We start from the raw sequence: 13,948 nt of genomic DNA, 5'->3' as shown, positions 1-13,948 counted from the left end.
TGCGTATCAGCCTCGCGGATGATGCTGCGCGTGCAGCGACTTCAACCGCTCCCGCGCCACATGCGTGTAGATCTGCGTGGTCGATATATCCGTGTGGCCGAGCAGCAGTTGCACGACACGCAAGTCGGCGCCGTGATTGAGCAGATGCGTGGCGAACGCATGCCGCAAGGTATGCGGCGAGAGCGGCGCATGCACACCGGCCGCGCTCGCGTGACGCTTGATGATGTTCCAGAACTGCTGGCGCGTCATGCCTTCGGCGCGGCTCGTCACGAACAGCGCGTCGGTCGCGCGCGCGCCGAGCAACGCGGGGCGCGCCTCGCGCAGATAGCGTTCGATCCAGCTATGCGCTTCTTCGCCGAACGGAATCAGGCGCTCCTTCGAGCCCTTGCCCATGACGCGCACCACGCCTTCGTTCAGGCCCACTTCCACCGTCTTCAACGTGACGAGTTCGGTCACGCGCAAGCCGCTCGCGTACATCAACTCCAGCATCGTGCGATCGCGCAGACCCAACGACGTATCGATGTCGGGCGCACCGAGCAGTGCTTCGACTTGCGCCTCGCTGAGCGTCGACGGAAAACGCGGCGGCTGTTTCGCCGAGCGGATGCGCACCGTCGGATCCACCTTCGTGCGATGCTCGCGAACGGCCCAACCGTAGTAGCGGCGAAACACCGACAGGCGCCGGTTCGCCGAAGTCGATTTGTCTTTCTGTCGCGCCGCGCTATAGGCGTTCAGATCGGCTTCGCTCGCGGTATCGAGCGACGTGTTGCGGCTCTGCGCCAGCCATTCGCAAAAGAGCCGCAGATCGCGGCGGTACGCATCGAGCGTGTTGCGCGACAGTCCGTGTTCGAGCCACAGCGCGTCGCAGAATGCATCGATCGACGCCGAGCTGGCGACGAGCAGAGGTGACGCGGTCACCGCGTCGTCGGTCAACGTATCGTTCATGCGTAGGGAATGCCTTCGTGCGCCAGCAGCCAGCGCTTGATGTTGCGAAAGAAACCCTCTTCGGCGTGATTCGCGAAACCACCGATGCCGCTCGAACTCACCACCCGATGACACGGAATCACGATCGGAAAGTAATTGGCGCCGCACGCCTGACCGACCGCGCGCGGCGCGCTGCCGAGTTGCCGCGCCAGTTGACCGTAAGTCAGCACGACGCCCGGCGGAATGTCGCTGATGGCCTGCCACACGCGCTTCTGAAACGCGGTGCCGACCGAGGCCAGCGGCAACTCGAACTTCGCCGAGGCGCGCTCGAAATATCGCTCGATCTGCTCGGCCGCCTGCTTGGCCAAAGGCGTGTCGGGCGCGACGTTTTGCATCGAATCCGGCAGATAGACGATCTCGCGCACGGCCTCGCCTTCGAGGCGAATGCCGATCTTGCCGAACGGCGCGTCGATCACTGCGTTGAACATGATTGCCTGCTCCTCAATAGCGCGGGCGTTCGGGGTTGCAAGATAGCGTACCGGCATGGGGTGCAGGCACGCCAAGCACACGAAGCACCGCCCGTTTGCCGCTACTTTACGCCGCTTCCAAAGCCCATTCCACATGCTCGCGCACGACGGCGGAAGCGTCATCCACACGCATTCTCAGCGCCTGCACGATCGCCTCGCGCGCCGGCCCGCTCAAACTGTCCGACGACGCACGCAGCGCGTTACCCATGCCCACGGCGAGATTGCGCAACCAGCTCTCGTAACCGATGCGGCGAATCGCGCTGCCCTGCATGCGCGTATCGAACTCGTCCGCGCTCCACGCGAACAATTCGACCAGCGACGCGCGATCGAGCCCATGCCGCACGTCGAAGTCCGCGACCGGCGCGGCCTGCGCAAATTTGTTCCATGGACACACGAGTTGGCAATCGTCGCAGCCATACACACGATTGCCGATCAGCGTCCGCAATTCCAGGGGAATACTGCCCTTCAGTTCGATCGTGAGATAGGAGATGCACAGGCGCGCATCGACCTTGTAAGGCGCGACGATCGCCCCGGTCGGACACGCGCCGATACAGCGCGTGCAGCTTCCGCAATGCGAGCCCGGGGTCTCGGGTGCAAGTTCAGGCACAGTCTCGGCATCGGTCGGCAACGGCACATCGACATAAATCTCGCCGAGAAAAAACAACGAGCCCGCGTCACGTTGCAGCAGCAGCGTATGCTTGCCGCGCCAGCCGATGCCGGCTTTCTGCGCCAGTTCTACTTCGAGCACCGGCGCCGAATCGGTAAATACGCGGTAGCCGAATGCGCCGATCTCGGCTTCGATTTTCTCGGCCAGATGTTGCAAACGGTTACGCATCACCTTGTGATAATCGCGGCCGCGCGCATAGATCGACACGACCGCCGCCGACGGGTCCGCGAGCCGCGCATGCTCGGCTGCGCGCCAGTCCCGCGTGAATGGGCCGTCCTGCAAAGCGCTTTCGCGCGCCTTTCCGCTCGATGTCTGCGCGGGCAAATAAGCGATGCGCGCCGTAATCACACGTCGCGTGCCGGCCACAAGCTCGGCCGGCCGCGCGCGTTTCATGCCGTGTTTCGCCATATAATCCATCTCGCCGTGGCAACCCGCTTCCAGCCAGGCTGCAAGCGGCGCTTCGGCAGCGGAGAGATCGGTATCGCTAATGCCGACCGCTCCGAAACCCAGTTCACGGCCCCACGTTTTGATGTTCAGCGCGAGCGCCTTCAGCGCCGCTTCATCGAAACAACGCTCGGCACGCGCATCGTCGTCAGACGCAGGCGTGCGGGAAACAGGGGACTCCGGACTTCGGTTCATCACGCCATTTTACGAGAATGCCTGCCAATCCCGATCTCGCGATCCAACCGCCCGCCAGCGTCCTGCTCGAACGCACCTTTGCGCTCGCGGACGAAGCCGCCACCATGGCCTTCGGCGAGCGCTTCGCGCAGGCGATCGAAAGCGTGCGCGAAGCCGCGCAACGCACGCCGGGCGCGGACGGCGACAAGGCGTTCTACGGACTGCAAGTCCAGCTCGTCGGCGACCTCGGCGCCGGCAAAACCACCCTCGTGCGCGCAACCTTGCGCGGCCTCGGCCACAGCGGCCGCGTGCGCAGTCCCACTTACACACTCGTCGAACCCTACGTGCTCGAGCGGCCCGCTGGGGAACTCACGCTCTATCACTTCGATCTGTATAGATTCACCGATCCGGCCGAATGGGCCGACGCGGGCTTTCGCGAGTACTTCAACAGCGGCGCGATCTGCCTCGTCGAATGGCCGCAGCGCGCCGGCCGTCTTCTTGGCGTGCCGGATCTTGTCTTCTCGCTCGACCTCGACAATGAGAACGAGAACGAAAGCGACGGCCGTGTGCTCGTCGCACGGGCATACAGCGAATCAGGAAAGGCATGTCTCGAAAGATGTTGATCAAACCGTTCCGCTCGATCGAATCGGCGGCTACCGCAACGCATAACTGGCGGCGCAGGCAGATTCTCCGCGCGGGCGCGTCCACGCTCGTGCTCGGTCTCGTCGCGCCGCGTCTTGCGTGGGCGAGTTCGGTGCTCGGTGTGCGGGTCTGGCCGGCACGCGACTACACACGCGTGACGATCGAATCCGATCAGCCGCTGCAGAACGCCCAGCAGTTGCTGCAGGGACCGGACCGGCTAGTGGTCGACCTGAGCGGCCTCGATCTGGATCAGTCGTTGAAAGACCTCGTCTCGAAGATCACGCCGAACGATCCGCAGATCTCGTCGGTGCGCGTCGGGCAATATCAGCCGCATGTGGTGCGCATGGTGTTCGACCTGAAGGGCTCGGTGAAGCCGCAGGTGTTCACGCTGCCGCCGGTCGGCGCGTACAAGTACCGGCTGGTGTTTGACCTGTATCCGGCGGTCGCGCCCGATCCGTTGATGGATCTGCTCGCGCAGACGGAACGCAAGCAGCAGACCTTCAACGCAGAGAACGGCGCGCCGCCGCCCGCCACGCTGAGCGGTCCGGGCACCACGCCGCCCACTGCCGACAACAGCGAGGCCTTCTTCGAGCGCTACGCGCAAAACGGCGGCAGCGGTAGCGGCTCCGCTCCGGGCGTGCCGCGTCCGCCGGTGCATGTCGCCCCGACACCTATGCCGCCGATGCTCGGCAAGCCGGCCACGCCTGCTGCGCCGGGGGCGCCGCCCACGGCCATCGCTCGCAACAAAGGCAACAGTGCCAGCACGCTGGGCGCGGACGACGCCGGCAGCGACGATACCTACGCCTTCACCAATCCCAAGTCCGGCAAGAGCAACACGGTGCGTCTGTTGACCGTCGCGATCGATCCGGGCCACGGCGGCGAAGACCCGGGCGCGATCGGCGGCTCGGGCACGTATGAGAAGCACGTCGCGCTCGACATCGCGAAGAAGCTGCGCGCGAAAATCGACGCGCAACCGAACATGCGCGCCATGATGACACGCGACGCCGACTTCTTCGTGCCGCTGAACGTGCGCGTGCAGAAGGCGCGGCGCGTCGGCGCGGACCTGTTCGTGTCGATCCATGCGGATGCGTTCACCACGCCCGACGCGAAGGGTTCGTCGGTGTTCGCGCTGTCCGAGCATGGCGCCTCGAGCGCCGCCGCGCGCTGGATGGCGAACAAGGAGAACTCGTCGGATCAGATTGGCGGCATCAACATCAAGTCCGCGGACGCGACCGTGAATCGCGCGCTGTTCGATATGTCCACCACTGCGCAGATTCGCGACTCGATGCGTTACGGCAACTTCGTGCTGAAGGAAATCGGCGGCATCAACAAGCTGCACAAGGGCTCGGTCGAACAGGCAGGGTTCGCGGTGCTGAAGGCGCCGGATATTCCATCGATCCTCGTGGAAACCGCCTTCATCAGCAACCCCGACGAAGAGCGCCGCCTGAATGACGACGCGTATCGCGAGAAGATGGCCGACGCGATCATGACCGGCATCAAGCGGTATTTTGCGGCGAATCCACCGCTCGCGAAGAACCGCATGACGTGACGCTCGCGTGTGCAATGCGCACGATGCGACGGAAAACGGCCGCTCGAAGCGGCCGTTTTTTCGTCCTGGTTCAGGCCGGCCGCTCAGCGCGTGAGCGAAAACCGCTGCACGGCCCAGCCGCCGAACACGTTCACGGCCAATCCCGCCAGCACCAGCAAAGCGCCCGCGATCTGCGCCGCGGACAGATGCTCATCGAGAAACAGCGACGCCGACGCGAGACCGACAATCGGCACCAGCAGCGAAAACGGCGCGACCTGGCTCGCCGGATAGCGTGACAGCAGACGGCTCCACAAGCCATAGCCGATCAGCGTGGCGATAAATGCGAGATACACGATCGCGAAGATCGATGTCGCGCTGATGCCGGATAGCGCCGCGACGATCCGCTGCGGTCCCTCGAGCGCGTACGACAGCGCGAAAAACGGCAGCGGCGGAATGAGGCTGCCCCACACCACGAGTCCGACCAGGTCCACCTGTCCGACCTTCTTCGTGACGATGTTGCCGAGCGCCCACGAACACGCGGCGCACAAGGTCAGGACAAAGCCGGCCAGCGTCATGGCGCTGCCGCCTTGCACGCCGATCACGGCGAGACCGCCGGCGGCGATCAGCAACCCCACCACATTCGGCAAACGGAACCGCTCGTGCAGGAACAGCGCGGCGAAAATCAGCGTGAAAAACGCCTGCGCCTGCAACACCAGCGAGGCCAGTCCGGCCGGCATGCCGACGTACATGGCCGAGAACAGGAACGCGAACTGGCCGAACGAAATCGTCGCGCCGTACGCAATCAGCCAGCGCCACGGCAGATTGGGCCGTTTGATGAAAAACACCGCCGGCACGGCCGCGAGCGCGAAGCGCAGCGCGCCGAGCAGCATGGGCGGCACGCCATGCAGACCTACCTTGATTACGACGAAATTGACGCCCCACGCGATGACCACGACCATCGCAAGCAGCAAATCCCTCGGCGACATGCCGGACTCCAGTTGGTTGTTCGATCTGGGAGTTTAGCGGAGCCGCCAGCGTCCGGCGCCGCTCCGCGCTACAGATTCCCGGAGCACTGACATGCCGCCGAGACGTCGTCGTTGCGCTCACCGCAGTAGAATCGTCTATTAAACACTCCCCCACCCTTCTCACCGAGCCTGCCCATGTCCTCCTCGATCAAAGCAGTCCTCAAGCCGCATCTGCGCGACGTCGGCAGTCTGACCGTGCGGCGCGTGCTGCCGGCCATGGCGGCGCGCCTGATCGGCCCGTTCATCTTCTTCGATCACATGGGCCCGGCCACCCTGGAACCGGGCGTGGGTCTCGACGTGCGGCCGCATCCGCATATCGGCCTCGCTACCGTGACCTATCTGTTCGAAGGCGCGATCATGCACCGCGACAACCTCGGCTCGGCGCAAAAAATCGTCCCCGGCGACGTCAACTGGATGACGGCCGGGCGCGGCATCGTCCACTCCGAGCGCACGCCGGACGAGGACCGCGCGAGCGGCCAGACCATGCACGGCATTCAGACGTGGGTCGCGCTGCCGCTCGACGACGAAGAGATCGAGCCGTCGTTCGCGCATCACGCCGCCGACACGCTGCCGGTGGTCGAGCGCAACGGCGTCACGCTGCGGGTGATCGCCGGCACGGCGTTCGGCGCAACCTCGCCGGTCGAGACGTTTTCCGGCACGCTGTATGTGGCCGGCGAATTCGCGCCGGGCGGCGCGTTCGCTCTCGAACCGGAACACGAGGAACGCGGCGTCTATCTCGTCGACGGCGATCTGGAAATCGACGGCACGTCGCTCGAAGTCGGCCAGATGGCGGTGCTCGCGCTCGACGAAACGGTGACGCTGGCGAGCACCCACGGCGCGCGCGTCATGCTGCTCGGCGGTGAAAAGCTCGACGGCGAGCGCTTTATCGAGTGGAATTTCGTCGCCAGTTCGCGTGAGAAAATCGAAGCCGCGAAGCGGGCGTGGAGCAGTCAGGAAATGGGCAAGGTGCCGGGCGAAACCGAATGGATTCCACTGCCCGAGCGCAAGTGAGGCACGCAAAAAAGCCACACGGGTGAGCAAGGCAAGCAAGCACCGCAATAAGCGCAAGCGGTTCGGGCAGCATTGAATCCCCGGTGTTCGGCCCCAAATAGTCAACAGACCGTTTTATCGACGAGGACGCAATGGACACCACTCTGGCCACTTTTGAACAGGACGTCATCACGGCGTCGACACTGGCCCCCGTGCTGGTCGATTTCTGGGCGCCCTGGTGCGGCCCGTGCAAGACCCTCGGCCCGATGCTCGAAAAGCTCGAAGCCGAAGCCGCCGGCAAATGGAAGCTCGTGAAGGTGAACGTAGACGAGAACCAGGAACTGGCCGCGCACTTCCAGGTGCGCAGCATTCCGCACGTCATGGCTTTCGCTGATGGGCGACCGGTCGATCAGTTCGTCGGCGTGCTGCCTGAAGGCCAGTTGCGCGAGTTTATCGAGCGGCTCGTGCCGCAAGGCGCGGACGCCGCGCGTCTCGAAGCGCAAACCGCGCTGGCCGAAGGCCGCCGCGAAGATGCGTACGACGCGCTGCAGGCCGCCCTCGCCTACGATCCGGGTTTCGACGAAGCGCGCATGGACCGCATTGAAATGCTGCTCGAGGACAACCGTCTCGACGAAGCGCGCAACGAAGTCGATCTGCTGTCGCCGAAAACGACGCAAGGCATCGACGCGCGTTTCAACGCGATCAAGACGCGTCTCGACGCCGTGGACGCCGCCGCGGATCTGCCGCCCACCGATGCGCTGGAAGCAAAGGTCGCGGCCGACCCGGCCGATCTCGAAGCGCGTTTCGATCTGGCCAGCGCGTTTATCGCCCGCCGCAAATACGCGGAAGCGCTCGAACAATTGCTGGCGATCGTGCAACGCGACCGCACGTTCCGCGACGATATCGGCCGCAAGACGATGCTGTCGGTGTTCGACCTGGCGGCGCATCAGCCGGAGCTGGTATCGCAATGGCGGCGCAAGCTCAGCGCTTCGCTGTTCTGATCTGATTGGCTCACTCGATATTCAGGCGCGGCGCCGCCAGCCGCGCCTGAATGCGCCGTGGCACTCGTCGCGGCGTGAATCACCTCAAGCCGTAGCCTGCTTCGCCAACGCCCGCAGCACATGGGCGGCGGCCGCAAATCCGAAGCTCGCCGTCACGCACACGCTCGAACCGAATCCCGCGCAGTTCAAACCGACCGGCCCCGTATGGCCCGGCGACGTGGTGACGTGCTCGGCCTCCTCGTCGATATCGCAGACGGCGGCTGCCGGATAGATCAACGGTTCGTCGGAATACACCGCGCTTACCTTGAACTTCGCTTTCGGCCCACGCGGGAAACCGTGCTGTTTGCGCAGTTGTCCGCGCACTTTCGACAGCAACGGATCCTGTATCGTCAGCGCGAGATCGTCGATGCGAATGCGTGTCGGGTCGAGTTGGCCACCCGCGCCGCCGACCGTGATCAACGGTTGCTTCTTCTCCACGCACCATGCAATCAACGCGGTCTTGGTGCGCACGCTGTCGATCGCATCGATCACGTAGTCGAAGCCACCACCGAGCATCGCGTCGAAGTTGTCCGGCTCGACGAAGTCCTCGATCAGGCGCACGTCGCAAAACGGATTGATCGCCGCGATGCGTTCGGCCATGGCCCCGACCTTCGGTTTTCCGTAGTTGCCGTCGAGCGCGTGGATCTGCCGGTTAGTGTTGCTCTCGGCGACGTTGTCGAGATCGATCAGCGTCAGCGTGCCGACCGCGCTGCGCGCCAGCGCTTCGGCCACCCACGACCCCACTCCGCCAATGCCGATCACCGCGACGTGCGCGCCTTCGAACGCGGCGAGCGCCGGCGCGCCGTACAAACGCGCGATGCCGCCGAAGCGCCGCTCACGGTCAGCGGTTTCTTTCCCGTCGAGGCTGGTAGTAAGATCGGTTTGCGCAGTGGTGCTGGACATGATGGCAGGGCTCGGTGGTCGGGCAAAAACACGAAGTGGCAACGCAAGGGCGTACGCAACCCCGTATTTTGCCTGAAGGCGTCAAGGTGCATCGCCGCGAAAAGCGCGGCACCGGGAGCCACATACGCCGGCACGCACGCACGCGCCGCGCGGGACCTTGATGTGGTTGCAGGCAAAAAATTAGCGGCTTAGCTATACTGATTGAACTGTAGCGTTCGCATAAGAACATGACCTCACTCGCCGAACTTCGAAAAAACTATTCGCTGGGTTCTTTGGACGTTGCCGATGTAGACCGTAACCCGTTTCGTCAATTCGATACGTGGTTTCAACAAGCGGTCGACGCCAAACTGCCCGAACCGAATACCATGACGCTGGCCACGGTCGACTCGCGCGGCCGGCCGTCGGCGCGCATCGTGCTGATCAAGGGCGTCGACGAGCGGGGTTTCGTGTTCTTCACCAATTACGAAAGCCGTAAAGGCCGCGAACTGGCCGCCAATCCTTACGCCAGCCTGCTGTTCTACTGGATCGAACTCGAACGCCAGGTGCGCGTGGAAGGCCACATCGTCAAAACCAGCGCGGAAGAAAGCGACGCGTATTTCGCGTCGCGCCCGCTCGGTTCACGCATCGGTGCATGGGCATCGAATCAGAGTCAGCCAATTGAAAGCCGCTCGCAGCTCGAAACACGCGAACGCGAAATCAGTTTGCAATATGGCGACCAGCCACCGCGCCCACCGCATTGGGGCGGTTATCGTTTGGTGCCCGAAGCAATCGAATTCTGGCAGGGCCGGCCCTCGCGTCTTCACGACCGCTTGCTCTATACGCGTTCAGGCGAACACAGCGACTGGCAAATCTCCCGCCTATCGCCTTGAATCGAAATACAACGCCGCCACCACGTTGCCAACGCAGCAGCGCGCGGCGGCCGGATGGCAACTCGCGGCATGGGAGTCGCGCTGCACGGAGCTGCGATCCACACAGGCTTTGCTCTAATTCAACGGACACGGAGAGATCACATGTTCTGGGAGAAGAAGCTGGCGCAGTGGGTGGAAGAGGTAAAAACGAGGGCTAACGTTCCCGCACGCCTCGTGCTGTGGGACGGTCAGCAACACGACTTCGGGCAGTTCGCCGCGCCTCAGGTCACGCTACACGTCAAGAGCGCCACGGCGCTGCCCTATCTGCTCGAACCGAGCCTCGACAATCTCGGCGAGGCGTATGTGAAGGGCAAGATCGACATCGAAGGCAAGCTGTCGGACATCATCAATATCGGCTACCAGCTGGCGCGCAATACCGTGACCAGCGCGGGCAAGCTGGCGCGCGTGCGACGCTACTTCAATCATTCGAAGGCGTCGGACAAGAAGGCGATCCAGTATCACTACGACGTCTCGAACGAGTTCTACAAGCTGTGGCTCGACGAGAACATGGTGTACTCGTGCGCGTACTTCGAGAACGGCGACGAAGACCTCGCCACCGCGCAGATCAAGAAGATCGACCACATCCTCACCAAGATCCAGTTGCAACCGGGGCAGCGCCTGCTCGATATCGGCTGCGGCTGGGGCGCGCTCGTTCTGCGTGCGGCGCAGAAGTTCGGCGCGCAGTGTGTGGGCGTAACGCTTTCGCAGAACCAGTTCGATCTCGCCACGGCGCGTGTGAAAGCGGCGGGCCTGGAAGGCCAGATCGAGATTCGTCTGCAGGATTACCGCGACATCGAAGGTCAATTCGATCGCATCACGAGCGTCGGCATGTTCGAACACGTGGGCCGCAAGAATCTGCCGGGCTACTTCGAGAAAATGCACGACCTGCTGGTGGACGACGGCATCGCCATGAATCACGGCATAACGTCGAGCGATTCGGAAAGTGGCGAGACCGCGCTCGGCGGCGGTGAATTCATCGACCGTTATGTGTTTCCGGACGGCGAACTGCCGCACATCAGTCTCGCGCTCGAATCGATGCAGCGCGGCGGGCTCGAAGCGGTTGACGTCGAAAGCTTGCGCCGTCACTATGCGCACACGCTGGACATCTGGGCGGAAAATTTCGAAGCGCATGCGGAGGAAGCCCGCAAGCTCGTCGACGACGAGAAATTCCGCATCTGGCGCGTGTACCTCGCCGGTTGCGCCTACGCGTTTGAAAACGACGACGTCTCGATTTACCAGGTGGTGTGCCGCAAAGCCGGCCGCAGCGCGAAAACCCTGCCGTGGTCGCGCCGCTATATGTACGACAAACCGCTGTGATAGGGTTGCGCCGCGGCGCCGTGCATGAGCGGACGACGTGGCGCAAACCTTTGAACAGCAGGTCGAGCACCGATGGACCCACGCGGCACAAGCGAAGTTGACCATCCGGTCGAGGGCGAAAACGGCGCCGATGGCGAAGCCGTACAGTTCGACCTGTTCGGGATGCCGGTGGACGCGGCAGCGGCGAAGGGCGATGGCGAGGTGATGGTATCGCGTGGGACGGCCGGCCCCGATGCGGACGTTCTGCAGAAGGTAGAGCGGCCGACTTCGCCCGCTGACACCGCAGCGCAGCCCGAGCGCCGGCGTCAACCGCGCGCGACGAAGGCCGCAAGCCTCGGCTCCTTGTGGCAGGAAGACGAAGCGGCAGCGCCTGATGCCGCCATCACCGCGCCAGAGGCCAACACCGCCCCCATAGACGCCAGCGCCCCCAAAAAACGCCGCACTCGCGAAATTATTGCCGCGCCGCCCTCGCCCGAACTCCTCGCGCTTGCAGCGCAACTACCGCCGCAAGTCCATCTCGGCACTTCGACGTGGTCGTTTCCGGGCTGGAACGGCATCGTCTACGGCGACGAATACAGCAACAGCAAGCTCTCGCGCGAAGGCCTCACGGCTTACGGCGCGCATCCGCTGCTGAAGACGGTCAGCATCGACCGGTCGTTTTATCAGGCGCTCACGGTCACCGAGTATCTGCGTTACGCGCAGCAGGTGCCCGAGCACTTCCGCTTCATCGTCAAAGCGCCGATGACGATCACCGATGCCACAGTGCGCGCCGAACGCGGCGAGCCGGTCTCGATGAATCCGTGCTTTCTGAACGCGCAAATGGCGATCGACGATTTCGTCACGCCGTGTCTGGAAGGGCTCGGCGCCAAGGCCGGCGCGCTGGTGTTCCAGCTTTCGCCGCTGCCGGATCAGATGCTCGCGCAGCCTGCGGTGTTCATCGAACGGCTGGCCGAATTTTTGAACGCTCTGCCGAAGCTGCCGGACAGCGCTTGCTACGCGATCGAAATCCGTGATGGGAGTCTGCTCACGCCGCGCTTCATCCGTACGCTCAAAGCAGCGGGCGTGCGATATTGCGTCGGGATTCACGCGCGCATGCCTGATCCATTGCGCCAGGCCGCGGCGCTTGCGTTACTGGATGGTGAACCGGCCGGGCCGCTGATCGTGCGCTGGAGCCTGCACGGCGGCTTCAAATACGAACAGGCGAAGGCCAAGTACGAGCCGTTCAACCAGTTGGTCGATGAGGATCCGGCGACCCGCGCGTCACTCGCCGAACTGGCCGCGCGCTACGCGCTGGCAGGCCAGCCCGTGGTGATCGCGATCAACAATAAGGCGGAAGGCTCGGCGCCGCTCAGTTGCGTGGAGTTGGCGCGAGCGATCATCGAAGCGTATGCACGGCTCGCTCATGAGCATGAGCATGAGCAAGACGACCATGAGCCATCGCCGTCTGAAGAGAACGAGCAGCCGCCCGACTCCGACGCCTGAGTCACGCGCAAGCAGCCGCTCATGCCGTTAGCTCGCCCTGATCCGGTGAGCAAACTTCTGACGAAACTTTGCCACCTTCGGCGCCACCACGAACGAGCAGTACCCCTGATCCGGGTGCTGCGCAAAATAGTTCTGGTGATAGGCTTCGGCAGGCCAATAATTACCGTCAAGCGGTAGCACTTGCGTGACGATCTGGCCGTCGTAAAGGCGCTGTTCGCCGATCTCGCGAATGGCCTGCAACGCCGTTTCCCGCTGCGCGTCGGAATGCGTGAAGACCACCGAGCGATATTGCGTGCCCACGTCATTGCCCTGCCGGTTCAACTGCGTCGGATCGTGAATCGCAAAGAAGATATCGAGAATCTCGCGATAGCTGATCTTCGCCGGATCGAAGTCGACTTTGACGACTTCAGCGTGGCCGGTTTCGCCGTCGCACACCTGCTCATAAGTTGGACGCTGCGTCTTGCCACCCGCGTAGCCCGACTCCACCGCATTCACGCCGTCGACGCCAAGGTACACCGCTTCGAGGCACCAGAAACACCCGCCACCCAGGGTGGCGACTTCGCCTGTCTGACTCATGCTGCTTGCTCCTTGAAACACATAGTCGGCCGCTGCCGTTCCACTGTTCAACGCAACGCTCATGCCACTATCCGAGCCTTCCAGCTTAGCGGCTTTTTCATTCACCGGCGGGGGGCGCGGCCGATCCCCCACGATTGCAGTTAAAATTGGGATAAATCGACGATTTTCACTATGACTTTCGAATCATTTGTTTCCAGCCGCACGCGAGATGGGTTCGACCCGGCGCTCCCCCAGTTTGGGCCAGGGACCGACGCCCGATGAAGCGCGCCAGCCCGCCCAACTTCGACCAGAACGCCTTCAAACAGGCGCTCAGCCAATTTGCCACCGGCGTCACCGTTATTACAACGCGAGCGGCGTCCGGCCAGTTGATCGGCATCACGGCCAGCTCATTTAATTCGGTTTCGCTCAACCCGCCACTGGTGTTGTGGAGTCTGGCCACGCGCTCGGCGTCGATGCCGGTGTTCCGCGCCAACAGCCACTACGTGGTCAATGTGCTGGCTTCGTCGCAACTCGATCTGTGCAAGCGTTTTGCGACCGTGAAGGGCGATCGCTTCGAAGGCGTGTCGCACGCGGAAGGCGACACCGGCATGCCGGTGCTCGACGGCGCGCTCGCCTGGTTCGAATGCCATAACCGCAGCCGCTACGAAGAAGGCGACCACGTGATTTTTGTCGGCGAAGTGGAGCGCTGCGGCGTGCACGAGAATGCCGCGGAGATGTCCCCGCTGGTGTTTCAGAACGGCTTATTTCACGGACTCGCCCCGCTTTGAACGCTGAACCGGGTCGCGAGGCGGCGCGAACGGTTCG

The 13,948-nt window shown here is 63.5% G+C and carries 14 protein-coding genes; 8 read left to right on the top strand and 6 right to left on the bottom strand.

Annotation, left to right across the window (positions count from 1 at the left end):
* Window positions 1-6: 6 nt before the first annotated feature.
* The 3 genes from xerD to queG form a co-directional block, all read right to left on the bottom strand.
* The gene (gene xerD / locus B0G71_RS01735; protein ID WP_116139344.1) at window positions 7-942 is read right to left on the bottom strand and encodes a site-specific tyrosine recombinase XerD; all 936 of its coding nucleotides are present in this window, start codon (window positions 940-942) and stop codon (window positions 7-9) included.
* Entirely contained in the window at window positions 939-1,409 is a 471-nt protein-coding gene (locus B0G71_RS01730; RefSeq protein ID WP_106286302.1) for a methylated-DNA--[protein]-cysteine S-methyltransferase, read from the bottom strand. The genes xerD and B0G71_RS01730 overlap by 4 nt, the downstream gene beginning before the upstream one ends.
* Window positions 1,410-1,515: 106 nt before the next feature.
* Window positions 1,516-2,754, bottom strand: coding sequence for a tRNA epoxyqueuosine(34) reductase QueG (queG, locus tag B0G71_RS01725; protein ID WP_116139342.1), 1,239 nt, complete (start codon window positions 2,752-2,754; stop codon window positions 1,516-1,518).
* 17 nt (window positions 2,755-2,771) lie between these two features.
* Between queG and tsaE the strand changes: the two genes are divergently transcribed.
* Both tsaE and B0G71_RS01715 read left to right on the top strand, forming a co-directional pair.
* Window positions 2,772-3,356, top strand: coding sequence for a tRNA (adenosine(37)-N6)-threonylcarbamoyltransferase complex ATPase subunit type 1 TsaE (gene tsaE / locus B0G71_RS01720; RefSeq protein WP_116139340.1), 585 nt, complete (start codon window positions 2,772-2,774; stop codon window positions 3,354-3,356).
* Complete coding sequence (locus tag B0G71_RS01715; RefSeq protein WP_116139338.1) at window positions 3,338-4,924, top strand: N-acetylmuramoyl-L-alanine amidase; 1,587 nt, start codon at window positions 3,338-3,340, stop codon at window positions 4,922-4,924. The genes tsaE and B0G71_RS01715 overlap by 19 nt, the downstream gene beginning before the upstream one ends.
* Window positions 4,925-5,007: 83 nt before the next feature.
* On the opposite strand, the gene B0G71_RS01710 is transcribed toward B0G71_RS01715, so the two are convergent.
* The gene (locus B0G71_RS01710) at window positions 5,008-5,889 is read right to left on the bottom strand and encodes an EamA family transporter (RefSeq protein ID WP_116139336.1); all 882 of its coding nucleotides are present in this window, start codon (window positions 5,887-5,889) and stop codon (window positions 5,008-5,010) included.
* A 174-nt stretch (window positions 5,890-6,063) separates the two neighbouring features.
* On the opposite strand from B0G71_RS01710, the gene B0G71_RS01705 reads away from it, so the two are divergent.
* Together B0G71_RS01705 and trxA are read left to right on the top strand one after the other, a co-directional pair.
* Window positions 6,064-6,939, top strand: coding sequence for a pirin family protein (locus tag B0G71_RS01705; RefSeq protein WP_116139334.1), 876 nt, complete (start codon window positions 6,064-6,066; stop codon window positions 6,937-6,939).
* 131 nt (window positions 6,940-7,070) lie between these two features.
* Entirely contained in the window at window positions 7,071-7,919 is an 849-nt protein-coding gene (gene trxA, locus B0G71_RS01700; protein WP_116139332.1) for a thioredoxin, read from the top strand.
* Window positions 7,920-8,003: 84 nt separating this feature from the next.
* Here trxA and tcdA read toward each other — a convergent pair whose 3' ends face one another.
* Window positions 8,004-8,861, bottom strand: a complete 858-nt coding sequence (gene tcdA / locus B0G71_RS01695; RefSeq protein ID WP_116139330.1) for a tRNA cyclic N6-threonylcarbamoyladenosine(37) synthase TcdA — start codon at window positions 8,859-8,861, stop codon at window positions 8,004-8,006.
* Between the two features lie 227 nt (window positions 8,862-9,088).
* Between tcdA and pdxH the strand changes: the two genes are divergently transcribed.
* The 3 genes from pdxH (at window position 9,089) to B0G71_RS01680 (ending at window position 12,568) form a co-directional block, all read left to right on the top strand.
* Window positions 9,089-9,730 carry a pyridoxamine 5'-phosphate oxidase gene (pdxH, locus tag B0G71_RS01690; protein WP_106286312.1) on the top strand — a complete coding sequence of 214 codons (642 nt, stop codon included), beginning with the start codon at window positions 9,089-9,091 and terminating at the stop codon, window positions 9,728-9,730.
* 141 nt (window positions 9,731-9,871) lie between these two features.
* On the top strand, window positions 9,872-11,086 hold the full coding sequence (locus B0G71_RS01685) for a cyclopropane-fatty-acyl-phospholipid synthase family protein (RefSeq protein WP_116118184.1): 1,215 nt from the start codon (window positions 9,872-9,874) through the stop codon (window positions 11,084-11,086).
* A gap of 72 nt (window positions 11,087-11,158) precedes the next feature.
* Window positions 11,159-12,568: a DUF72 domain-containing protein gene (locus tag B0G71_RS01680; protein WP_116139328.1), complete on the top strand. Its 1,410-nt coding sequence runs from the start codon at window positions 11,159-11,161 to the stop codon at window positions 12,566-12,568.
* Between the two features lie 27 nt (window positions 12,569-12,595).
* Here B0G71_RS01680 and msrA read toward each other — a convergent pair whose 3' ends face one another.
* Window positions 12,596-13,144 carry a peptide-methionine (S)-S-oxide reductase MsrA gene (gene msrA / locus B0G71_RS01675; protein ID WP_116118186.1) on the bottom strand — a complete coding sequence of 183 codons (549 nt, stop codon included), beginning with the start codon at window positions 13,142-13,144 and terminating at the stop codon, window positions 12,596-12,598.
* Window positions 13,145-13,401: 257 nt separating this feature from the next.
* Here msrA and B0G71_RS01670 point away from each other — a divergent pair, with 257 nt between their 5' ends.
* Window positions 13,402-13,911, top strand: coding sequence for a flavin reductase family protein (locus B0G71_RS01670; RefSeq protein WP_106286316.1), 510 nt, complete (start codon window positions 13,402-13,404; stop codon window positions 13,909-13,911).
* Window positions 13,912-13,948 lie beyond the last annotated feature (37 nt).

Source organism: Paraburkholderia sp. BL27I4N3 (genome assembly GCF_003386115.1).
GTDB lineage: Bacteria > Pseudomonadota > Gammaproteobacteria > Burkholderiales > Burkholderiaceae > Paraburkholderia.
This window is presented reverse-complemented; position numbering and strand designations above follow the sequence as displayed.

Bases quoted from the DNA above. Each gene is read 5' to 3' on its own strand.
- pdxH (WP_106286312.1), top strand. From the start codon at position 9,089: ATGACCTCACTCGCCGAACTTCGAAAAAACTATTCGCTGGGTTCTTTG.
- xerD (WP_116139344.1), bottom strand. From the start codon at position 942: ATGAACGATACGTTGACCGACGACGCGGTGACCGCGTCACCTCTGCTC.
- B0G71_RS01680 (WP_116139328.1), top strand. From the start codon at position 11,159: ATGGACCCACGCGGCACAAGCGAAGTTGACCATCCGGTCGAGGGCGAA.
- msrA (WP_116118186.1), bottom strand. From the start codon at position 13,144: ATGAGTCAGACAGGCGAAGTCGCCACCCTGGGTGGCGGGTGTTTCTGG.
- B0G71_RS01685 (WP_116118184.1), top strand. From the start codon at position 9,872: ATGTTCTGGGAGAAGAAGCTGGCGCAGTGGGTGGAAGAGGTAAAAACG.
- queG (WP_116139342.1), bottom strand. From the start codon at position 2,754: ATGAACCGAAGTCCGGAGTCCCCTGTTTCCCGCACGCCTGCGTCTGAC.
- B0G71_RS01710 (WP_116139336.1), bottom strand. From the start codon at position 5,889: ATGTCGCCGAGGGATTTGCTGCTTGCGATGGTCGTGGTCATCGCGTGG.
- B0G71_RS01670 (WP_106286316.1), top strand. From the start codon at position 13,402: ATGAAGCGCGCCAGCCCGCCCAACTTCGACCAGAACGCCTTCAAACAG.
- B0G71_RS01715 (WP_116139338.1), top strand. From the start codon at position 3,338: ATGTCTCGAAAGATGTTGATCAAACCGTTCCGCTCGATCGAATCGGCG.
- B0G71_RS01705 (WP_116139334.1), top strand. From the start codon at position 6,064: ATGTCCTCCTCGATCAAAGCAGTCCTCAAGCCGCATCTGCGCGACGTC.
- trxA (WP_116139332.1), top strand. From the start codon at position 7,071: ATGGACACCACTCTGGCCACTTTTGAACAGGACGTCATCACGGCGTCG.
- B0G71_RS01730 (WP_106286302.1), bottom strand. From the start codon at position 1,409: ATGTTCAACGCAGTGATCGACGCGCCGTTCGGCAAGATCGGCATTCGC.
- tcdA (WP_116139330.1), bottom strand. From the start codon at position 8,861: ATGTCCAGCACCACTGCGCAAACCGATCTTACTACCAGCCTCGACGGG.
- tsaE (WP_116139340.1), top strand. From the start codon at position 2,772: ATGCCTGCCAATCCCGATCTCGCGATCCAACCGCCCGCCAGCGTCCTG.